The organism is Streptomyces sp. BL1, from assembly GCF_057628045.1.
Genome location: NZ_JBXYWZ010000002.1, coordinates 1,660,638 through 1,681,474, shown reverse-complemented (window position 1 = coordinate 1,681,474; position 20,837 = coordinate 1,660,638). Strand labels below are relative to the sequence as shown.

Below are 20,837 nucleotides of genomic sequence, written 5' to 3'. Positions count from 1 at the left end.
TGGCTGGAGGGCCACGCGCCCCTCGGCTGTGTGAATGCGCCCCAACACCCGTGCCGCCCTCACTCGTTCGGGTGAGCAGAGGGGGGACTGCCGGGCCCCGTGACCATGGGTCGGACACCATCGTCCGGTCGGAGAAACGGAGTCGACGAGGGACGGGGACGCCGCGGGATGGTCGCAAGCAGGCAAGGGCACGGTGCCGCACGCCGGGTGCTGCCCTTCGCGGTGCCCGTGGTGTGGGTCCTCGCCGTGTTCGCCTGGGAGTACCAGGTGCCGCTGGAGACGAACCTCGTTCCGCTGCTGGCCGCGGCCCCGACCATCGCCTGTGCCGGGACGGGGCACCGCCGGGGCGTGGTCGTCGGCGGCGCGTGCGCCCTGTTCGCGCTCTATCCGCTGGATCCGCTCTCCGGATACGACACGACGGCGGGCGACGGCCTCGGCAGCCGCATCGGCACCTGTGCGGCGATCCTCTGCGTCGTCGTGGCCAGTTATCTGACGGCCCGTCGGCGCAGCCGGCTCACCAGCGAGCGGGACCGCGCGCAGGAAGTGGCCAGCGTGGTGCAGGAAGTGCTGCTGCGGCCGCTGCCCTCCCGGCTCGACGGCTACGCGGTGGCGGCGGGCCAGCTGTCGGCGACCCGCGGCGCCGAGGTGGGCGGCGATCTGTACGAGGCGGTGGCCACGCCGTACGGCGTGCGCGTCGTCATGGGCGATGTGCGCGGGCACGGGCTGGCCGCGCTCGGTACGGTCTCCGCGGTGCTCGGCAGCTTCCGCGAGGCGGCGCACGACGAGCCCGAACTGGGCGGTGTGCTGCGGCGCCTGGAGCGCGGGCTGACCCGCCATCTGTACGACCGCAGGGCCGCCGCGGCGGAAGGGGCGGCCGACCCGGCGGAAATAGCGGACGCCTCCGAGGAGTTCGTGACCGTCCTGCTCCTGGAGGCCCGGACCGACGGCACGGTGACGGCGCACAACTGCGGCCACCCCTGGCCGTACCGGCTGTCCGTGCGCGACGGCCGTTCGGAGGAGGCCTCCGTCGCCGAGGCCGAACCGCTGCCCCCGCTCGGCCTCTTCCCGTTGCCGTACTCCCTGCCGGAGCCGCTGCGGCTCGAACTGCCGCCCGGCGACGCGCTGTTCCTGCACACCGACGGCGCGGAGGACGCCCGCGACGTGCGCGGGGCCTACTTCCCGCTGCGTGAGACGCTCCGCGCGACGCTCGGCGAGCGCCCCGGCGCGCACCCCTGCCCGGACACGCTGATCGACGCCGTCCGTACGGCCCTGTGCCGGCATACCGGGGGCAACTTCACCGACGACGCGGCACTCCTGGCCCTGCGCAACGACAATGTGCGCGTGCCCGAACAGGGCGGCGAGGCAGGTCAGTTCGGCGAGGCCGGGCAGTCCGACGAGTCCGGGCGTTCCGGGGAAGCCGGGGAGACCGGCGAGGGGGACCCGGCCGGGCTGCGGGGCCGGCTGCCGGGGTAGGCCCGGCGCCGGCCGTCCCGCAGACCGCGGTGCTCAGCCGGTAGGGGGTCTCAGCTGTACGGGTTCCCAGCCGGACGACTTCTCAGCCGTACGGGTAGAAGCCCGCGCCGGACTTGCGGCCCAGGCGGCCCGCTTCGACCATCCGCTGGAGCAGCGGGGGAGCGGCGTACAGCGGCTCCTTGAACTCCGCGTACATCGAGTCGGCCACCGAGACGACGGTGTCCAGGCCGATCAGGTCGGCGAGCTTGAGCGGGCCCATCGGGTGGGCGCAGCCCATCTCCATGCCGTTGTCGATGTCCTCGCGGCTGGCGATGCCCGACTCGAACATCCGGACGGCGGAGAGCAGGTACGGGATCAGCAGCGCGTTCACCACGAAGCCCGAGCGGTCCTGGGCGCGGATGGTGTGCTTGCCGAGCACGTCGCCGATCACGGCCTCGGCGCGCTTGACGGTCTCGTCGCCGGTGGTCAACGCCGGGATGAGCTCGACCAGTTGCTGCACGGGCGCCGGGTTGAAGAAGTGGATGCCGATGACCTGGTCCGGGCGGGAGGTCGCCACGGCCAGCTTCACCAGCGGGATGGAGGAGGTGTTGGAGGCCAGGATGGCGTCCTGCCGGGTCACCACCTGGTCCAGGACCTGGAAGATCTCGGTCTTGACCTGCTCGTTCTCGATGACCGCCTCGATGACGAGATCGCGGTCGGAGAAGTCGCCGAGGTCGGTGGTGAACGTCAGCCGGCTGAGGGCCGCTTCGCTCTCCTCCTGGGTGAGCTTGCCGCGCTCGGCCGCCTTGCCCAGGGAGTTCACCAGCCGGGTGCGACCCAGCTCCAGCGCCTCGCCGCTGGTCTCCGCGACCATGACGTCCAGTCCGGACCGGGCACACACCTCGGCGATGCCCGCGCCCATCTGACCGGCGCCCACCACTCCGACGCGCTCTACGTCGGCAATCGAGTCCGTCACCACGTGCCTTTCGCTGATCTTCAGGTCCGGCGGCTCCGGCGCGGGCCCCGGATCACGGGAGCCGGCCCGGCCGCCTCAGCGCCCGACGTTACCTGTGCGGACTCGCGGCGTGCGGAGCGGGTGTGCGATGTGCCACGGCGAAGCGCCCCGACAGGGGCGCGGGAAACTGCGCAATCAGGGGCGCGGGGAACTGCCCGAACCCACAGCGGGCCGCAGCCGCCCCACCCCCGCCCGGGGTGAAGCGGCTTTACGGCACCGCACGTCGATCGCTCAGCGCTCAGCGCCGGGGACAGGCCCCTCCTGGACGACGGTGTCGGGTCCGGGGGACATGACCGTCTCGTGGCCGTCCTCGAACCGGACCCGGTACGGCGGTGAGCCGTCCGGCCCCAGGATCTCGACGATCTCCGCGACGCGGTCGTGCTGTCCGACGACCCGGCCGTGCGTCAGCAGATGGTCGCCCGTGTTCGCTCGCATCAGGTCTGCCTCCTGTTCGCGGGGTGCAGGTCGGATGTGCTGTTTGTGGCTGCCTACGACGGTTTGCGCCGCGGTCCAAGTCTACGGGCCGGACCGGATATTGAGCCCGCTCACGTACGGGTGCGTTGCACCGCGACGATGCAGATCAGCACGCCGACGGCGGCCACGGGAGCGGCGGGCGACAGGTGCTCGCCGAGCAGCAGCACCGACCAGACGAGGGTCAGCAGGGGCTGCGCCAGCTGTATCTGGCCGGCCTTCGCCACGCCGGCCGCGCCCAGCCCGCGGTACCAGAGCAGCAGCCCCAGCAGCGTGGAGCCGAGGGCCACCCACGCAAGGCCCGTCACCGCGTGCGGGGTGATCCGTACCGGCTCTGCCAGCAGTGCCACCGCCGCGCCCGGCACCGCCGGCGGCAGGGAGCCGACGAGGGCCCAGCCGATCACTTCGAGGCCGGTCAGCTCGCGGGCCAGCCGCCCGCCCTCCGCGTACCCGGCGGCGCACAGCAGCAGCGCCCCGGCGCAGTACAGGTCGCCCGTGGTGGGGACGCCGCCGCTCTCGTACAGGGCGAAGGCCACCACCACGGCGGCGCCCGACGAGGCCGCGGTCCAGAACGCGGCGGAGGGCCGGGCGCCGGTGCGCAGCGAGGAGTAGACGGCGGTGGTGAGCGGCAGCAGGCCGATGACGACGGCGGCGTGCGAGGTGCTGGAGGTCCGCAGCGCGAGGGTGGTCAGCAGCGGGAAGCCGATCACCACACCGGAGGCGGTGATCGCGAGGCCCGGCCAGTGGCGGCGGGCGGGCAGCGGTACGCGGAGCGCGAGCAGGGCGACGGCGGCGGCGAGCGCGGCGACCAGCGTACGGAGCGCGGTGACGGTCCACGGGCCGAAGCCCTCCAGGGCCCAGGCCGTACCGGGGAAGGTGAGGGAGAAGCAGACGACACCGAGGGCCGCGGGGATCAGGCCCGCCCGCCGGGCGGGTGCCGGCGGCGTCGCGGCCGGGGTCGCGTCCGGGGTCGCCGACGGGGACAGGGCGGCGGGTGCGGCCGGGTCCCGAGGGGGAACTGCTATCCGATCCGAGGCAGTAGCGCTATCCTGTGCTGTCATGCAACACAGTAGCAGCGTCGCCGCGTTGGCCAGCTCACTGCGTGAGGATCTGAACCGCTACTCACCCGGCGAGAAGCTGCCGTCCAGTCGGGCGCTCGTCGACCAGTACCGGGTCGGCCCGGTCACGGTCTCCCGGGCGCTGGCGCAGCTCGTCGCCGAGGGGCTCGTGGTGACCCGGCCTGGCGCCGGCGCGTTCCGCGCCGAGCCGCACGCCGCGTACGCCGCCGCCGGCGACACGTCCTGGCAGGAGGTGGCGCTCAGCGCCGACCCGTCCGCCGACCATGTGCCGCGCAGCGTCGACGCCGAAGGGATCGTGGCCACCCTCGCCGTGCCGCCGCCCGGCGTCATCGAGCTGAACGGCGGATATCTGCCGGAGAGTTGGCGCCCCGAGCGGGCGATGTCCGCCGCGCTGGCCCGCGCCGCACGGCGGCCCGGAGCGTGGGGGCGGCCGCCCGTCGAGGGCGTGCACGAGCTGCGCGGCTGGTTCGCGCGCGAGATCGGCGGCCCCGGCGGGTCCGTACCGGCCGGCGAGGTGCTGATCACCGCGGGCGGCCAGAGCGCCATCACGACCGCGCTGCGCGCGCTGGCCGCGCCCGGCGCCGCCGTCCTCGTCGAATCGCCCACCTATCCGGGCATGCTGGCCGCCGCACGCGCCTCGGGGCTGCGGCCGGTCCCCGTACCGGTCGACACCGAAGGCGTACGGCCCGACCTGCTCGCCGCCGCGTTCCGGCGCAGCGGGGCGCGCGTCTTCGTGTGCCAGCCGCTCTTCCAGAACCCGACCGGCGCGGTGCTCTCCGCCGGGCGGCGGCCCGAAGTGCTGCGCGTGGCACGGGAAGCGGGCGCCTTCGTCGTGGAGGACGACTTCGCCCGGCACCTCGGCCACGAGGACGCCGGGCCGCTGCCCCCGGCCCTGCGCGCCGAGGACCCGGACGGGGCCGTCGTGCACCTGCGCTCCCTCACCAAGGCGACCTCGCCCAGCCTCCGGGTGGGCGCGCTGTCGGCGCGCGGCGCCGTGCTGGAGCGGCTGCGGGCCGTCCAGGTCGTGGACAGTTTCTTCGTGCCCCGGCCGCTGCAGGAGGCCGCGCTGGAACTCGTCGGCGCGCCCGCCTGGCCCCGCCATCTGCGCACGGTGGCCGGGCAGTTGAGGCAGCGGCGCGAGGTGATGCTCACCGCGCTGGCGCGCGAGCTGCCCGGTCTGCACCTGGCGCACGCCCCGCGCGGCGGCTATCACCTCTGGCTCCGGCTGCCCGACGGCACCGACGAACGTGCCGTCACCGCCGCCGCGTTGCGCGCCGGCGTGGCCGTCGCGCCCGGCTCCCCGTACTTCCCGGCCGAGCCGCAGGGCCCGTACCTGCGGCTGACCTTCGCGCCCGCGGCGGCGGAGTCCGAAGTCGTCGAGGGCGTACGGCGGTTGCGCACCGCTCTGGAGGAGACGGGGGCCACGGGCACGGCGGGCTGACGGAGCACCGCGGACGCGCGGGGGAGGGGCGGAAAGGTGCCGCGTCGGCAAAGTGCCTACCGCCGGGTACACGCCCGCTCTACCATCCCTCAATGCGCGTTCGCGTCACGCTTGTCGCCGCCGCACGGAACTCCTCCGTGCTCGATGCCCGGTTCGGGGACGACCGCCGTCTCGACTCCGTGAGCTGGGACGGGGTACGCCGGGTCGTCCCCTCGTACGCCCATCTCGCCGCCGCCGAGCTGCGCTACTGCTCGCCCTCGCCCCGCTGCCGCGACACCGGCGAGGTTCTCGGGCTCACCCCGCTCGCCCAACCAGCGCTGCGCGACTGCGACATGGGCCGCTGGCGCGGCCGCACCCTGAGCGAGATCACCGCCGCCGAACCCCGCGCCGTCGACACCTGGCTGTCCGACCCGCGGGCCGCGCCGCACGGAGGCGAGACCCTCCTGGCGTTCATACAGCGCGTCGGCGGCTGGCTCGACACCCGTCCCGTGGGGGAGGGCGGCTGGGCCGTCGCGGTGGTCGAACCCGCCGTCGTACGGGCCGCCCTCTGCTACGCCCTGAAGGCCCCGCCCCACACGTCCTGGCACATAGACGCGCACCCCCTCTCCGCCGTCACCCTCCACGGCCGCCCCAACAACTGGACGCTCACCCTGGATAGTTGACGGGCCGGAGCCAGGACCGGAGCCAGGACCGGGACCGACGCGTACCGGAGAACCGTGTGGGAGCTCTTCCGTCGGGGTGGGGGCGGGCCCATCATCGGGCGGAGCGGGTGAACGTATGGGTGAACGTAAGGGTGAACGTATCGATGACTGTGAGAGGGCGCCGTGCCGACCGTCGACCGATTCCGTGCCGCTGTCGAGAAGGGCGATGTCGCCGCGCTGGAGGAGCTGTTCTCCCCTGACGTGCGGTTCTACAGCCCGGTGAAGTTCACGCCCTTCGAGGGGCGGGAGACGGTGCTGGGGCTGTTCGGGGTGCTGCTGCGCACCTTCGAGGATTTCCGGTACGTGGGCGACCTCGCCGGCACCTCCGAGCGGAGCTACGACGGGGGTCCCGCGGACTCCGCGGTGCTGGTGTTCCGGACGACCGTGGGCGGCAAGGAGATCCACGGCGTCGACCTGCTGCACTTCGATCACGCGGGCCGTATCGAGGAGTTCACCGTCATGGTGCGGCCGAAGTCCGCGGTGGAGACCCTCGGGGAGGCCGTGTACGCGGGCCTCATCGCCGACGGGCTGGTGCCCGGCGAGGGCTGAGCGCCGGCTGCGGGGACCGGCCGTCGCCGGCCCCCGCAGGTGGGGTCAGCCGTTCACCCAGCCGAGGCTGGCCTCGTCGTAGCGGGTTCCGGCGACGTCGCCCGCGGGGGCCGCGGCGTCGATCGCGGCGAGCTCGTCAGCGGACAGCTCGATGCCGAGCGCGCCGAGGTTCTCCTCCAGGTACTTCTCCCGCCGGGTACCCGGGATCGGGACCACGTCGTCGCCCCGGTGCTGTACCCACGCCAGCGCCAACTGCCCTGCCGTCACGCCCTTCTCGGCGGCCAGTTCGTTCAGCTTCGCGACGATGGCGAGGTTCTGTTCGAGGTTGCCGTCCGCGAACCGCGGCTGGGTGCGGCGCAGATCGGTCTCCGGCAGACCTGCGAGCGTGGTGTAGCGGCCGGTCAGGAAGCCGCGGCCGAGCGGCGAGAACGGCACGAGCCCGATGCCGAGTTCACGGCAGACGGGAGCGGCGCCGGTCTCCAGGTCACGGGTCCACAGTGACCATTCGCTCTGCAGCGCGGCGATCGGGTGCACCGCGTGGGCCCGCCGTACGGTCTCCGCGCTCGCCTCCGACAGGCCGAGGTGGCGGACCTTCCCGGCCCGCACCAGCTCGGCCATCGCGCCGACCGTCTCCTCGATCGGTACGTCGGGGTCGACGCGGTGCTGGTAGTAGAGGTCGATGTGGTCGGTGCCCAGGCGGCGCAGCGAGGCCTCGCACGCTTCCCGTACGTACGCGGCGTCGCCCCGGACCCGCGTCTCCTCGCCGCGCTTGTTGGCGAAGCCGAACTTCGTGGCCAGGACGGCCTGTTCGCGCCGGTGCGGGGCGGCGAGGGCGCGGCCGAGCAGCTCCTCGTTGTGGCCCGAGCCGTAGAAGTCGGAGGTGTCCAGCAGGGTCACGCCCAGGTCGAGGGCGCGGTGCAGGGTCGCGATCGACTGGTCGTCGTCGGAGTCGCCGTAGCCGTGGCTCATGCCCATGCAGCCGAGGCCCTGTGCGGAGACCGCCAGGTCGCCGAGGTGGCGGGTGGGGATGCTGCTCATGCGTTCCTCCTGGTGAATGCCCCCGCCGACGGTGGGGCGGGCGATGTCATGACAGTAGGAGTTGGAGCGCACTCCAGGGCAAACCCGGCCCGTGGGACGGGCGCGCCGTCAGAGTTCGACCAGGAGCCGGTCGAGGCCGCGGATGACGTACTGCGGCCGCCACCGCGGGTCCGCTACGGGGCGGAGGGTGGGGGCGCGGCGCAGCAGCGTGCCGAAGGACGTGGTGAGTTCGAGCCGGGCGAGGGCGGCGCCGAGGCAGTAGTGGATGCCGGCGCTGAAGGAGATGTGCGGGTTGTCGCGGCGGGTGAGGTCGAGGCGTTCGGGGTCGTCGAAGGCGGCCGGGTCGCGGTTGGCCGAGCCGAAGAGGAGGGCGACCTCGGAGCCGCGCGGGATGCGGACGCCGCCCACCTCGATGTCCTCCAGCACCCAGCGTTCGAAGAGCTGCAACGGCGTGTCGTAGCGCAGCAGTTCCTCGACGGCGGTGGGCAGCAGGGACGGGTCGGCGCGCAGCGCGGCGAGCTGCCCGGGGTGCCGGAAGAGGGTCCACCAGCCGGTCGCGGTGGAGTGCACCGTGGCCTCGTGGCCCGCGTTGAGCAGCAGTACACAGGTCGAGATCATCTCCTGTCCCGTGAGCCGCTCCTGCGCGTCGTGCGCGGCGATCAGCTCGCTGATCAGGTCCTCGCCGGGTTTCTCGCGGCGTACGGCGATCAACTCGCGCAGGTACGCGGAGAATTCGCGCGAGGCCCGCACCGCCTCGCGCGCGGTGTCCTCGCCGGGGTTCAGCTCGTACATCCCGCAGATGGCCGCCGACCAGGGCCGCAGCAGGTGGCGGTCGGCCTCGGGGATGCCGAGCATCTCGGCGATCACGGCGACGGGGAGCGGTTCGGCGAGCTCCGTCATGAGGTCGCCGCCGCCGTCGGCGAGCAGGCCGTCGACAAGTTCGCCGGTCAGCCGCTCGACGAAGGGGTGCAGCCGGGCGACCGTCCGCGGCGTGAACGCCTTCGAGACGAGCCGGCGCACCCGCGTGTGGTCGGGCGCTTCGAGGTCGAGCATGCCGTGGTCGTTGAGTACGTGGAACGGCTCGTGCGCGGCGGGCGGCGGCGTGCGCCCGAACTCCTCGTGCGTGAACCGGTGCCGGTAGGTGCGGCCCAGCCGCCGGTCCCGCAGCAGGGCGCCGACGTCGGCGTGCCGGGGGATCAGCCACTGCCGGGTCGGCTCGTGATGGTGCGCCCGGCCGCGGGCGCGGAGCTCGGCGTACACCGGATAGGGGTCGGCGACGAAGGCGGGCGACCGCGGGGCGAAGACGAGGTCGGACATGCGGGGACAGTAGGCCCGGCGCGGTGCCGTGAGAAGAGCACGGGGCCGCTGCGGCGGCGATCGCGGGGAACACGGGTTGTGATCGCAGAGCACATGACACAAGATTGCATAAAGCTACTGCGCCACGTATATTCATGCCATCGACGAGGAGGGTTCGATGGCAGTGCGAGCAGCAGTGGCAGGGGCGAGCGGGTACGCGGGCGGCGAAGTGCTGCGCCTGCTGGCCGGGCACCCGGAGGTCGAGGTCGGGGCACTCACCGGGGCCTCCAACGCCGGTCAGCGACTCGGCGCCCTCCAGCCGCACCTGATTCCGTACGCCGACCGTGTGCTGGAGCAGACCACCACCGAGGTGCTGCGCGGTCATGATGTCGTCTTTCTCGCCCTGCCGCACGGCCAGTCCGCCGCGGTCGCCGAGGAGCTGGGTGACGGAGTGCTCGTCGTGGACTGCGGCGCGGACTTCCGGCTCACGGACGCCGCGGACTGGGAGAAGTTCTACGGCAGCCCGCACGCCGGGAGTTGGCCGTACGGGCTTCCCGAGCTGCCGGGGGCCCGCGACGCGCTGCGGGGGTCCCGGCGCGTCGCGGTCCCCGGCTGCTACCCGACCGCCGTGTCGCTCGCGCTCGTCCCCGCGTACGGCGCGGAGCTCGTCGAGCCGGAGGCGGTGGTCGTCGCGGCCACCGGCACCTCAGGGGCCGGCAAGTCGCTCAAGCCGCATCTGCTGGGCAGCGAGGTCATGGGCTCGATGAGCCCGTACGGCGTCGGCGGCGTGCACCGGCACACCCCCGAGATGAGCCAGAACCTCTCGGCCGCGGCGGGGGAGCGGGTGAGCGTCTCCTTCACCCCGACCCTCGCGCCGATGTCCCGCGGCATCCTCGCCACCTGCTCCGCGAAGACCCGCCCCGGCGTGGGCGCGGCGGAGCTGCGCGCCGCGTACGAGAAGGCGTACCAGGACGAGCCCTTCGTGACGCTGCTGCCCGAGGGGCAGTGGCCGGCCACGGCCTCGGTGTACGGATCGAACTCCGTTCATCTGCAGGTGGCCCACGATGCGGACGCCGGACGCGCCGTCGTCGTCAGCGCCGTCGACAACCTCACCAAGGGCACCGCCGGCGGCGCGGTGCAGAGCATGAACCTCGCCCTCGGGCTTCCGGAGGGCACCGGACTTTCCACGATCGGAGTCGCACCGTGAGCGTGACAGCGGCGAAGGGATTCACGGCGGCGGGCATCGCCGCGGGGATCAAGGCCAACGGCAATCCGGACCTAGCCCTCGTGGTCAACCAGGGACCGCGCCACGCCGCCGCGGGCGTCTTCACCGCGAACCGCGTGAAGGCGGCGCCGGTGCTCTGGTCCGAACAGGTCCTCAAGGGCGGCACGGTGAGCGCCGTCGTCCTCAACTCCGGTGGCGCCAACGCCTGTACGGGCCCGCAGGGCTTCCAGGACACGCACGCCACCGCCGAGCAGGTGGCCGAGGTGCTGGGGCACAGCGCCGGCGAGATCGCCGTCGCCTCCACGGGGCTGATCGGTGAACTGCTGCCGATGGACAAGCTGCTGCCCGGCGTCGGCCAGGCGGCCGGTGCGCTCTCGCAGCACGGCGGCGAGAAGGCCGCCATCGCCATCAAGACCACCGACACCGTGCACAAGACGTCGGTCGCCGAGGGCAGCGGCTGGACCGTCGGCGGCATGGCCAAGGGCGCCGGCATGCTGGCGCCCGGACTCGCCACCATGCTCGTCGTCCTCACCACCGACGCCGACGTGGACAGCGCCGCGCTGGACAGCGTGCTGCGCGACGCCACCCGCACCACCTTCGACCGCGTCGACTCCGACGGCTGCATGTCCACCAACGACACGGTGCTGCTGCTGGCCTCCGGCGCGAGTGAAGTCGCCCCCGACGAGGCCGAGTTCGCGGAGGCCGTACGGGCCGTCTGCGACGACCTCGGGCAGCAGCTGATCCGGGACGCCGAGGGCGCCAGCAAGGACATCCGCATCGAGGTCGTGAACGCCGCGAGCGAGGACGACGCCGTCGAGGTGGGCCGCTCCATCGCCCGCAACAACCTGCTCAAGTGCGCCGTACACGGCGAGGACCCGAACTGGGGCCGGGTGCTGTCCGCGATCGGCACCACGGGCGCCGTCTTCGAGCCCGACCAGCTGAACGTCGCCATCAACGGCGTCTGGGTGTGCAGGAAGGGGTCGGTCGGCGAGGACCGGGCCGGCGTCGACATGCGCTACCGGCAGGTCGACATCACCGCCGATCTGGCAGCGGGCAGCGAGTCCGCCGTCATCTGGGCGAACGACCTCACCGCCGACTACGTCCACGAGAACAGCGCGTATTCCTCATGAGCACCCGCAAACACACCGCACTGCCGAAGGCGCAGACGTTGATCGAGGCGCTGCCGTGGCTGACCCGGCACCACGGCAAGACAGTCGTCATCAAGTTCGGCGGAAACGCCATGGTCGACGAGGAGTTGAAGGCCGCCTTCGCGCAGGACGTGGTCTTCCTGCGGCACGCGGGCCTGCGGCCCGTCGTCGTGCACGGCGGCGGACCGCAGATCAGCAGGCAGCTGGACAAGCTGGGCCTGGTCTCGGAGTTCGCCGCCGGACTGCGGGTCACCACCGACGAGACGATGGACGTCGTACGGATGGTGCTGGCCGGCCAGGTGCAGCGCGAGATGGTCAATCTCCTCAACCAGCACGGCCCGCTCGCCGTCGGCATGACCGGCGAGGACGCGCACATCATGACCGCGACCAAGCACTACGCGACGGTCGACGGCGAGCGCGTGGACATCGGCCGGGTCGGCGAGATCGAGAGCATCGACACCGGCGCCATCCAGGCCCTGCTGGACGACGGCCGGATCCCCGTCATCTCCTCCATCGCCCGCAGCGCTGATGACGACCACATTTACAACGTCAACGCGGACACCGCAGCGGCCGCGCTCGCCGCCGGTCTGGACGCCGAGACGCTGATGGTCCTCACCGACGTCGAGGGGCTCTACGAGGACTGGCCGAACAGCGACGACGTGATCAGCAGGCTCACCGCCACCGAGCTGGAGAAGCTGCTGCCGGACCTGGCCAGCGGCATGGTGCCGAAGATGCAGGGCTGCCTGTACGCGGTCCGCAACGGCGTCGGCAACGCCAGGGTGCTGGACGGGCGGGTCCAGCACTCGATCCTGCTGGAGATCTTCACCGACGAGGGCATCGGCACGATGGTCGTGCCCGACGCGACAGACGAAGGGGAGCTCAGCGCATGAGCACCGGGAACGGCACCGGAAACAGCACGGACGACGCCGGGAACACCGTGTTCGCCCGGCGCTGGCAGTCCTCGATGATGGACAACTACGGCACCCCGCGCATCCCCCTCACCCACGGCGAGGGCGCCAGGCTGTGGGACGCCGAGGGCAACGAGTACACCGACTTCGTCGGCGGCATCGCCGTGAACGCGCTCGGTACGGGGCACCCCGCCGTCGTCCGCGCCGTGTCCGAGCAGATCGCCACCCTCGGCCACGTCTCCAACCTGTTCATCGCCGAGCCGCCGGTCGCCCTCGCCGAACGGCTGCTGGAACTCGCGGGCCGGCCCGATGGACGCGTCATCTTCTCCAACTCCGGTGCGGAGGCGGTCGAGGCCGCCTTCAAGATCGGCCGGCGTACGGGCCGCACGCACATGGTCGCCACCGAGGGCGGCTTCCACGGCCGCACCATGGGAGCCCTCGCGCTGACCGGACAGCCCGCGAAGCAGGGGCCGTTCGAGCCGCTGCCCGGCGACGTGACGTTCGTCCCGTACGGCGACGTGGAGGCGCTGCGCGCCGCCGTCACCGAGGAGACCGCGTTCCTCATCGTGGAGCCGCTGCAGGGCGAGAACGGCGTCGTGTCGCCGCCCGAGGGCTACCTCGCCGCGGCGCGCGAGATCACCCGGGCCGTGGGGGCGCTGCTCGTCGTCGACGAGATCCAGACGGGCATCGGGCGCACCGGGCACTGGTTCGCGTGCCAGGCCGAGGGCGTGGAGCCCGATGTGATCACCCTGGCCAAGGGGCTCGGCGGCGGGCTGCCGATCGGCGCGACGCTCGCCTTCGGCGACGCGGCGCGGCTGTTCACGCCCGGCCAGCACGGCACCACCTTCGGCGGCAACCCCGTCTCCTGTGCGGCCGGTCTCGCGGTGCTGGAGACCATCGCGGACGACGGTCTGCTCGCGCACGTGAAGAGCGTCGGGGCGCGGCTGCGGGACGGAATCCGCGAGCTGGGGCATCCGGTCGTCTCGGACGTGCGCGGTGCCGGGCTGCTGCTGGGTATCGTTCTCACCGAGCCCGCCGCTCCGCGGGCTCAGCAGGCGGCCCAGGACGCGGGATTCCTGGTGAACGCGGTCGCCCCGGACGTCATCCGGCTCGCCCCGCCGCTGATCATCAGCGAGGACGAGGCGGACGCTCTCGTACGGGCCCTCCCCGGGATCCTCGACGCCGCCTGCGCAGACGCACGAGCCGAAGGAGAACGGGGCCGATGAGCGAGCAGGGTCAGGCCAACGGGACACAGCCGGGCCAGGCCGTACCGCAGACGCGGACGGCCCGGCACCGCCGCATCGTGGACATCCTCAACCGGCAACCGGTGCGGTCCCAGAGCCAGTTGGCCCGGCTCCTCGCCGACGACGGACTGACCGTCACGCAGGCCACGCTCTCCCGCGACCTCGACGAGCTCGGCGCCGTGAAGATCCGCAACACCAACGGTGAGCTGATCTACGCGGTGCCGAGCGAGGGCGGCTTCCGCACTCCGCAGGCGCCGCTGGGGGAGTCGGCGAAGGAGGCGCGGATGCGCCGCCTCGCCGGTGAACTCCTCATCTCCGCCGAGGCGTCGGCGAATCTCGTGGTGCTGCGGACGCCGCCGGGTGCGGCCCAGTTCCTCGCCTCCGCGATCGACCAGGCCGAACTGCACGCCATCCTGGGCACGATCGCGGGCGACGACACCCTGATGCTCATCAGCCGCGACCCGGACGGCGGCCAGTCACTGTCCGAGCACCTGCTCAACCTCGCCCAGAACGAGCGCTGAAGCCCTCCGGTCCGGAACGGGCGTTGAAGCCCTCGGGTCCCGAACGAGCGCTGAAGCCTTTCGTCCCCGGCGTGGCCCGTACGGCGCGGCCCACTTCGGCGCGCAGGGTGACGAACGACGGCAGCTGGCGGGTCGCGATCTGGTCGCGTTCCGCGGGCAGCGTGACGTCCAGGTCGGCCTGTACGCGGCCCGGGCCTGCGCTCAGGACGACCACGCGGTCGCCGACGTAGACGCTCTCGTCGATGTCGTGCGTGACGAGGAGGATCGTCGCGCCCCCGTCCCGGTGCACCCGCAGCAGCAGATCCTCCAGATCCTCCCGGGCCTGTGCGTCGAGCGAGCCGAACGGCTCGTCCATCAGCAGCAGTTCGGGCCGGCAGACCAGCGCCCTGGCGAGGGCGACACGCTGCTGCATGCCGCCGGACAGCTGCCACGGATACTGCCGCGCCACGTCCGGCAGCCCGACGAGCTCCAGCATCCGCGCGGCCTCGGCCCGCCGCCCGGCCCGGTCGAGTTCCTTCCTGCGACGCAGCGGAACGGCGACGTTGTCGCGTACGGACAGCCAGGGGAACAGGGAGCGGCCGTAGTCCTGGAAGACCACGCCGAGCCGGTCGGGCACGCCCTCGACGGGCGCCCCGCCGAGCCGGACGGTGCCCGCGTACGGCCGGGTCAGTCCCGCCACGCAGCGCAGCAGCGTCGACTTCCCGCACCCGGAGGGGCCGACGATGCTCAGCAACTGCCCCTGAGGCACCTCCAGTCGGATGTCCCGCAGCACGTCGGGCGCGTCCGGGACGCCGTAGCGGTGGCTGACGCCGTCGAGTTCGAGCATCCGGAGGTCACCCCTCGCCGTCGTAGAGCGTGGAGGTGTCGGCCGCGACCCGTACGTGCAGCAGCCGCGGACCCGCGGGCCCGTCCGGCGCCAGCACCCGCTCCAGCCCTGCCGCCAACTCGCCCGCTTTCTCGACCTGTTCGGCGGGGCAGCCCAGGGAGCGGGCGAGCCCCGCGAAGTCGATGCCGCCCAGCGCCGTGCCCGGTACGTCGTCGATGCCGATGCGTCGGCCCAGCGCCTGTACGGCGCCGTACCCCTCGTTGTCGAGCACCACGTAGCTGACCGGCGCCGTGTGCTGCGCGGCGGTCCACAGTGCCTGCACCGAGTAGAGCGCGGAGCCGTCGCCGATGACGCACACCACCCGCTCGCCCTCCCCGGCCGCCAACGCCCGCCCCACCGCCAGCGGCAGACCCCAGCCGAGGGCGCCGCTGCCGGTGGTGAGGAAGTCGCCGTCCCCGGTGACGGGCAGCCGCTCGTGCAGGGCATCGCGGTGGCTGGGCGTCTCCTCGACGAGCACGGTGCCGGCCGGCAGCCGCTTCCGCAGCTCGTCCATGAAGTGCCCGGCGGACACCGGGCCCGTCGCGTCCTGCCGTACGGGCGGGGGCAGTTCACGGGGCGCGGGCACCGGCCGGTCCGCTTCCTCGACCAGCCCGTTCAGGGTCCGCAGCGCCGGCCGCAGGGTGGTCACGAGGCTGGTGCCGGCCGGCAGCCAGGCGGCCTGGGAGGCGTCGCAGTCCAGGTGGAACAGCTCGGTCCCCTCCGCGAGCGGCGCCCCCTCGGCGTGCACGTGGTACGTGAACAGCGGCGCGCCGAGCGCCACCACCACGTCGTACGGGGCGAGTTGGCGGGCCTGGAGACCGGGGACGGGAGCCAGGAAGCCCTGGAAGTACGGGTGGTCCTCGGGGAACCCGGACCGTCCCGAGAGCGGGCTGATCCACACGGCCGCGCGCGTCCGCTCGGCCAGCTCCCGCACCTCGGCGTGCGCGTACTCGTCGGCCACTCCCGGGCCGACGACCAGCGCGGGGCGCGTACACGCGTCGAGCCTGCGGCCCAACTCGGCGAGCGCGTCGGGCTCCGCGGTGAAGCCGCCGTGCACCGTACGGGGCGTCACGGGGCCGGCCGCCGGACGGTCCCAGTCGTCTTCCGGTACGGAGAGGAACACGGGGCCGCGCGGATGCGTCATGGCGACCCGGTGCGCCTCGGCGAGCGCGGCCGGTACGTCCTCGGCGCGGGCGGGCTGACGGCTCCACTTCACGTACGGGCGGGGGAAGGTCTCCGGTTCGTCGGCGCCCAGGAAGGGGCGCAGGGGCAGCAGCGCGCGGGACTGCTGCCCGGCGGTGATCACCAGGGGGACGCGGTCCCGGTACGCGTTGAAGACCGCGCCCAGGGAGTGCCCGACGCCGCCCGCCGAGTGCAGGCTGACCAGCGGGGCGCGGCCGGTACCCAGCGCGTACCCGGCGGCCGCGGCGACGGCGGTGGACTCCTGAAGGCCCAGTACGTACCGGAAATCGGCGGGCCAGCCGCGGAACATGCGCAGCTCGGTGGAGCCCGGATTGCCGAACACCGTCGTCATGCCGGTCTGCCGGCACAGGTCGAGCACGGCCTCGCGGACAGTCAACCCGTCATTCTCTGCGCTCACTTGGCGACTCCTTCCAGGGAGGTGCGGACGGCCGGGACGCGGCGTTCCACGGCGAGCAGAGCCGCGTTGAGGAGCCAGCCGAGCACACCCAGCAGCACCATCGCGGCCCATACGGTCAGCAGGTCGGAACGGGACTGCGCGTCGGTCAGCTGGAAGCCGATGCCGTTCGCCGTACCGGGCAGCAACTCCGAGAACACCATGAGGATCAGGGACAGGGACAGGCTCAGACGCAGTCCGGCGAACACCCGTGGCAGCGCGGCCGGGAGGACGACCAGCCACAGCCGTTCGGCCGCCGTCATGCGCAGTGCGGCGGCCACCTCCAGTCGCTGCGGGTCCACGGCGCGGGCGCCCTCCGCGGTGTTGATGAGGACCGGCCACACGGCGCTGAAGACGATGGAGGCCAGCTGCATCGGCGTGCCGAAGTCGAAGAGGACGACGAACACCGGCACCAGCGCGGGTGGCGGCACGGCGCGGGCGAACTGCAGCACCGGATCGCAGGCGGCGTACACGCGCGGGGAGCGGCCCAGCGCCAGCCCGAGCGCGATGCCGGCGAGCGCGGCGAGGAGGAAGCCGGCCGTCATCCTGCCGAGGCTGGGCAGGATGTTGTCCACTGCCGGGCCGGTGAGGAAGAGGTGCGCGGCGGGCCCGGAGAACCACAGCTCGTACGCGTGCGCCAGGGTGCGGGACGGGGGCGGGAAGAAGACGCTGCCGTGCCGTCGCGCGGCCAGTTGCCACAGTGCGACGGCGACGGCGAGCACGCCCCAGCGCAGCGCGGCGCCCCGGAGCACGGCGCCGCCGCTCATGCGGAACTCCCGGCCGCCGCCGGGGCGTTCGCCCGACGCAGGCGCTCGCGGTTCTCGGGCGCCCACGGGAAGGCGCGCCGTTCCGCCGCGGTGAGACCGGAGTTGACGAGCAGCCCGAGTACGCCGGCCCACACGACGCCGGCCAGCACGTCGCGGGTGCCGTCCGTCGCGTTGCCGGCCTGCGCGATGAAGATGCCGAGGCCCTCGCCGAACCCGGCGAGGATCTCGCTCGCCACGGCCAGGATCAGCGCGACGGCGGCGGAGATCCGTACCCCCGCCGCGATGAACGGCGCGGCCTGCGGCAGCCCCGCCCGCAGCAGCACCTGGAGCCGCCCGAAGCCGAAGACGCGCAGCGTCTCGCGGGCGACCGGATCGGTCTCGCCCAGCCCGTACACGGTGTTGAACAGGACGGGCCACACGGAGGCGTACGTGATGAGCGCGACCTTCATCTCCGTACCGGTGCCGAGCAGCAGCGACACCAGCGGGATGAGCGCCACCGACGGTACGGGGCGCAGGAGTTCGACGACCGCGCGCACGGCGGCGTTCACCGCGGGCACGCTGCCCAGCAGCAGCCCGGCCGGTACGGCGAGCGCGCAGGCCAGGGCGAGCCCGCCGGCCCACGCCGTGAGCGTCGCCAGCAGGCCCTCCAGGAACAGCCGGTCACCGGCCAGTTCGGCCGCGCGCGCCAACACCTCGGAGGCGGGCGGCAGATACTCGCGCCGCACCACCCCGGAGCGGCCCAGCGCCTCGCAGGCCGCGCACACCACGAGCACGCCGACTGCGCCGGGCAGCAGCCGTTCCCGCAGCGCCGTGCCCGGAAGGGTTCGGCCGGTCACTTCGGCGGCTGGAACAGCAGCGCGCGGGCGTCCGGCTTCTTCCTCAACAGGCCGTCCCGCTCCATCAGTCCGGCGAGCCGGTCCAGCCGCGCGGGGTCCGTCGCGGCCGGGTAGCCGGGGAGCTTGATGGTGCGGGCCTGCGCCGGCTTGATCTTCGCGTACGAGGGCAGCACCTTCTCCACCGCACCGCGGTCCTTGCCCGCCATGGCCTGCGCCTGCGAGATCGCGCGCTGGAACGCGGCGGCGGTGCGCGGGTTCTCCTCGGTGAACTTCGCCGTGCTGACGTATCCGCTGACCGGAAGCCCCTTGGCCGGCCTGGCACCGCCGTCGACGACGGTACGGGCCTTCAGCTTCTGCCTGAGGTCCGTGGCGAATGGCTCCGACGCGTGTACGGCGTCCACTTGCCCCTTCTCCAGGGCGACGCCCATCTGCGGGAAGGGGATCTGCCGGTACTCGGGGGAGCCGGCCTTCCGGTCGGCGAGGATGCTGTCGAGGGTCAGCGACTGGATGTTGTTGAGGATGTTGACGGAGACCTTCTTGCCCTTGAGGTCTCCGGCGTCCTCGATCTTCGAGCCGGGCAGGGTGAGGACGTCCATCATGTGCGGGGTCAGCGTCGCCCCGTCGGCGAGGATCCGCGGTGCGAGGGTGCCTTTCTCGCGGGCCTGGAGGATCGTCACGTAGTTCGCCGAGGAGACGATGTCCACCTGTCCCTTGGCGAGTGCGGGCAGCGCCTGGATGCTCTGCTGCACCGGCTGGATGCGGACGGTGAGGCCCTCTTTCTCGAACAGCCCGCGCTGCTGGGCGATGTGCAGCGCCGCGCCGTCGGTGAGCGGCAGCCCGGCGACGGTGAGCGTGTCCTTCTCCAGCTTCCCGCCCTTGCTGCCGGCGCCGGAGGAGTCGCCGCCGCAGCCGGCGAGTATCGCGGAGGTCAGGGCGAGGACGGTGACGGAGGTGGCCAACCTGACGGCTGTGTGGGGGAGTTGGCGCGTCATGGCGCTGAGGGTAGAGCAGCGGGGGCCGGCGCCGCCATGGTCCACAAGAGCCATGGCGGGGCGGGCCCGCGCGGGGTGTCCGAGGTGTTAGGCGCCGCTCGCGGGCGCCTCCGCGCTCTCCGACTGCTGCCCGGCGTTCCGCGCGGCCTCCTTGCGGCTGCCGCGCGCCATCCAGGCGGCGGCAACCGCTCCGGAGATGTTGTGCCACACCGAGAAGACGGCGGCCGGCAGCGCGGCCAGCGGGCTGAAGTGGGCCGTGGCCAGGGACGCGGCGAGCCCGGAGTTCTGCATGCCGACCTCGAAGGCCATCGCCCGGCTCGCGGGCTTCCCGAGCCGCCCGATCTTGCCCGCGCCGTAACCGAGCGCCAGACCCAGCCCGTTGTGCAGCACCACGGCGAGGAACACCAGCCCGGCCGCGTCCATGATGGCGTCCGCGCTGCCCGCCACGACCACCGCGACGATCACGGAGATCGTCAGTGCCGACAGCCACGGCAGCGCGGGCAGCGCCCGCGTCACCCAGCGGCCCGCGACGAGCCGTACGACGAGGCCCGCCAGCACCGGCAGCAGCACCGTCTTGAGGATGTCGCCGACCATGGAGCCCGCGTCGACCGGCAGGTACGCGCCGGCCAGCAGCAGCGTCAGGGGCGGCGTGACCAGCGGGGCGACCACCGTGGAGACGGTGGCGACGGAGACCGACAGGGCCACGTCGCCGCGCGCGAGATAGGTGACGACGTTCGACGCGGTGCCGCTCGGCGCGCAGCCGACGAGGATCACACCGGCCGCGAGCTGCGGCGGCAGATGCAGCGCGTGGGCGATCAGCCAGCCGAGCCCCGGCATGATCACGTAGTGCGCGACCAGGCCGAGCGCCACGGCCCAGGGCCGCTTGGCGACGCCCTTGAAGTCCTGCGGCGTCATGGTGATGCCCATGCAGAACATCACCACTCCGAGGAGATACGGCACCGCGTCGCCGCCGCTCTCGAAGGTGCCCGGCGTGATCAGCCCGGCGGCCCCCGCGAGAAGGACGAGTACCGGGAAGACGGTCACCGCGCGGCGCGCGGCACGTTCTCCGGTGGTGTCGGCGGCCGCGGCGTCTCTGCCGGCCTCGGAATCGCTGCTCATGTGTTCGGATCGCACTGCGCGATACAACGCCTGACGGTCCCCCGTACGCAAGGCCGTCTCGGTATTCGGCCATGCTGTCCGGTTATGCGGGCTGTCGTCCATGCGCGGCCGGGTGCGTTACGGCGCGGCCCCGCGCACTCTGGGGGCATGACTGAGCTGAAGCCGCAACTGCGAGTGAAGCGGGTGTACGAGGAGCCGGACCCGGAGGCGGACGGCGTGCGCGTGCTCGTCGACCGGCTGTGGCCGCGCGGCCTGTCGAAGGCCGACGCGCAGCTGGACGAGTGGGACAAGGACGTCGCCCCCTCCGCCGAGCTGCGCAAGTGGTACGGGCACGAGCCCGCCCGCTTCGAGGAGTTCGCCGAGCGTTACCGTGCCGAACTGGCCACCGAGGACGGTGATTTCGCGCTGCGTACGCTGCGTGCCCGCGCGGGGGAGCACGGCACGCTGACGCTGCTGACGGCGACCAAGGACCTGGAGCACGGGCATGTCGGGGTGCTGGTCGAGGCGCTGCGCGAGCTGCCCTGAGGCGGAGCC

The 20,837-nt window shown here is 73.0% G+C and carries 21 protein-coding genes; 10 read left to right on the top strand and 11 right to left on the bottom strand.

Translation table 11 applies throughout. The annotated features are described in order from the left end of the window. Positions 1 to 168 precede the first annotated feature (168 nt). A complete protein-coding gene (locus AC3AGO_RS07630) occupies positions 169 to 1,473 on the top strand; it encodes a PP2C family protein-serine/threonine phosphatase (protein WP_487819365.1) in 1,305 nt (434 codons plus the stop codon). Positions 1,474 to 1,555: 82 nt separating this feature from the next. On the opposite strand, the gene AC3AGO_RS07625 is transcribed toward AC3AGO_RS07630, so the two are convergent. The 3 genes from AC3AGO_RS07625 to AC3AGO_RS07615 form a co-directional block, all read right to left on the bottom strand. Further along, positions 1,556 to 2,416: a 3-hydroxybutyryl-CoA dehydrogenase gene (locus AC3AGO_RS07625; RefSeq protein ID WP_487824567.1), complete on the bottom strand. Its 861-nt coding sequence runs from the start codon at positions 2,414 to 2,416 to the stop codon at positions 1,556 to 1,558. 282 nt (positions 2,417 to 2,698) lie between these two features. Next, positions 2,699 to 2,902, bottom strand: coding sequence for a DUF1918 domain-containing protein (locus tag AC3AGO_RS07620; RefSeq protein ID WP_487819364.1), 204 nt, complete (start codon positions 2,900 to 2,902; stop codon positions 2,699 to 2,701). Between the two features lie 110 nt (positions 2,903 to 3,012). Next, the gene (locus tag AC3AGO_RS07615) at positions 3,013 to 3,999 is read right to left on the bottom strand and encodes a DMT family transporter (protein ID WP_487819363.1); all 987 of its coding nucleotides are present in this window, start codon (positions 3,997 to 3,999) and stop codon (positions 3,013 to 3,015) included. Between AC3AGO_RS07615 and AC3AGO_RS07610 the strand changes: the two genes are divergently transcribed. The 3 genes from AC3AGO_RS07610 to AC3AGO_RS07600 all read left to right on the top strand — a co-directional run bounded on the left by AC3AGO_RS07610 (position 3,998) and on the right by AC3AGO_RS07600 (position 6,708). Further along, on the top strand, positions 3,998 to 5,458 hold the full coding sequence (locus tag AC3AGO_RS07610; RefSeq protein WP_487819362.1) for an aminotransferase-like domain-containing protein: 1,461 nt from the start codon (positions 3,998 to 4,000) through the stop codon (positions 5,456 to 5,458). The two genes, AC3AGO_RS07615 and AC3AGO_RS07610, sit on opposite strands and share 2 nt — an antisense overlap. 92 nt (positions 5,459 to 5,550) lie before the next feature. Next, positions 5,551 to 6,120, top strand: coding sequence for a histidine phosphatase family protein (locus AC3AGO_RS07605; protein ID WP_487819361.1), 570 nt, complete (start codon positions 5,551 to 5,553; stop codon positions 6,118 to 6,120). Positions 6,121 to 6,282: 162 nt separating this feature from the next. Beyond that, on the top strand, positions 6,283 to 6,708 hold the full coding sequence (locus tag AC3AGO_RS07600) for a nuclear transport factor 2 family protein (protein WP_487819360.1): 426 nt from the start codon (positions 6,283 to 6,285) through the stop codon (positions 6,706 to 6,708). 45 nt (positions 6,709 to 6,753) lie between these two features. Here AC3AGO_RS07600 and AC3AGO_RS07595 read toward each other — a convergent pair whose 3' ends face one another. Beyond that, positions 6,754 to 7,746 (bottom strand): aldo/keto reductase, encoded by a 993-nt coding sequence (locus tag AC3AGO_RS07595; protein ID WP_487819359.1) that lies wholly within the window; start codon positions 7,744 to 7,746, stop codon positions 6,754 to 6,756. Between the two features lie 108 nt (positions 7,747 to 7,854). After that, a complete protein-coding gene (locus AC3AGO_RS07590) occupies positions 7,855 to 9,063 on the bottom strand; it encodes a cytochrome P450 (protein ID WP_487819358.1) in 1,209 nt (402 codons plus the stop codon). Between the two features lie 157 nt (positions 9,064 to 9,220). Between AC3AGO_RS07590 and argC the strand changes: the two genes are divergently transcribed. Genes argC through AC3AGO_RS07565 form a run of 5 tightly spaced genes read left to right on the top strand, consistent with a single transcriptional unit; the run spans position 9,221 to position 14,088 of the window. Then, the gene (gene argC, locus AC3AGO_RS07585; RefSeq protein WP_487819357.1) at positions 9,221 to 10,249 is read left to right on the top strand and encodes an N-acetyl-gamma-glutamyl-phosphate reductase; all 1,029 of its coding nucleotides are present in this window, start codon (positions 9,221 to 9,223) and stop codon (positions 10,247 to 10,249) included. Beyond that, positions 10,246 to 11,397, top strand: coding sequence for a bifunctional glutamate N-acetyltransferase/amino-acid acetyltransferase ArgJ (gene argJ, locus AC3AGO_RS07580; RefSeq protein ID WP_487819356.1), 1,152 nt, complete (start codon positions 10,246 to 10,248; stop codon positions 11,395 to 11,397). Before argC ends, argJ begins: the two co-directional genes overlap by 4 nt. Further along, positions 11,394 to 12,305, top strand: coding sequence for an acetylglutamate kinase (argB, locus tag AC3AGO_RS07575; RefSeq protein ID WP_487819355.1), 912 nt, complete (start codon positions 11,394 to 11,396; stop codon positions 12,303 to 12,305). The genes argJ and argB overlap by 4 nt, the downstream gene beginning before the upstream one ends. Next, positions 12,302 to 13,549: an acetylornithine transaminase gene (locus tag AC3AGO_RS07570; protein WP_487819354.1), complete on the top strand. Its 1,248-nt coding sequence runs from the start codon at positions 12,302 to 12,304 to the stop codon at positions 13,547 to 13,549. Before argB ends, AC3AGO_RS07570 begins: the two co-directional genes overlap by 4 nt. Continuing rightward, positions 13,546 to 14,088: an arginine repressor gene (locus AC3AGO_RS07565; protein WP_487819353.1), complete on the top strand. Its 543-nt coding sequence runs from the start codon at positions 13,546 to 13,548 to the stop codon at positions 14,086 to 14,088. Before AC3AGO_RS07570 ends, AC3AGO_RS07565 begins: the two co-directional genes overlap by 4 nt. Here the strand turns inward: AC3AGO_RS07565 and AC3AGO_RS07560 are convergent. From AC3AGO_RS07560 to AC3AGO_RS07535, 6 genes are all read right to left on the bottom strand, one after another. Further along, positions 14,063 to 14,914 carry an ABC transporter ATP-binding protein gene (locus AC3AGO_RS07560; RefSeq protein WP_487819352.1) on the bottom strand — a complete coding sequence of 284 codons (852 nt, stop codon included), beginning with the start codon at positions 14,912 to 14,914 and terminating at the stop codon, positions 14,063 to 14,065. The two genes, AC3AGO_RS07565 and AC3AGO_RS07560, sit on opposite strands and share 26 nt — an antisense overlap. 7 nt (positions 14,915 to 14,921) lie before the next feature. After that, positions 14,922 to 16,553: a benzoylformate decarboxylase gene (mdlC, locus tag AC3AGO_RS07555; RefSeq protein WP_487819351.1), complete on the bottom strand. Its 1,632-nt coding sequence runs from the start codon at positions 16,551 to 16,553 to the stop codon at positions 14,922 to 14,924. Next, on the bottom strand, positions 16,550 to 17,356 hold the full coding sequence (locus AC3AGO_RS07550; RefSeq protein WP_487819350.1) for an ABC transporter permease: 807 nt from the start codon (positions 17,354 to 17,356) through the stop codon (positions 16,550 to 16,552). Before AC3AGO_RS07550 ends, mdlC begins: the two co-directional genes overlap by 4 nt. Beyond that, positions 17,353 to 18,192 (bottom strand): ABC transporter permease, encoded by an 840-nt coding sequence (locus tag AC3AGO_RS07545; RefSeq protein ID WP_487819349.1) that lies wholly within the window; start codon positions 18,190 to 18,192, stop codon positions 17,353 to 17,355. The genes AC3AGO_RS07550 and AC3AGO_RS07545 overlap by 4 nt, the downstream gene beginning before the upstream one ends. Further along, positions 18,189 to 19,184, bottom strand: coding sequence for an ABC transporter substrate-binding protein (locus AC3AGO_RS07540; protein ID WP_487819348.1), 996 nt, complete (start codon positions 19,182 to 19,184; stop codon positions 18,189 to 18,191). The genes AC3AGO_RS07545 and AC3AGO_RS07540 overlap by 4 nt, the downstream gene beginning before the upstream one ends. 87 nt (positions 19,185 to 19,271) lie before the next feature. Continuing rightward, positions 19,272 to 20,303, bottom strand: coding sequence for a bile acid:sodium symporter family protein (locus AC3AGO_RS07535; protein ID WP_487819347.1), 1,032 nt, complete (start codon positions 20,301 to 20,303; stop codon positions 19,272 to 19,274). A gap of 147 nt (positions 20,304 to 20,450) precedes the next feature. On the opposite strand from AC3AGO_RS07535, the gene AC3AGO_RS07530 reads away from it, so the two are divergent. Beyond that, complete coding sequence (locus AC3AGO_RS07530) at positions 20,451 to 20,828, top strand: DUF488 domain-containing protein (RefSeq protein WP_487819346.1); 378 nt, start codon at positions 20,451 to 20,453, stop codon at positions 20,826 to 20,828. Positions 20,829 to 20,837 lie beyond the last annotated feature (9 nt).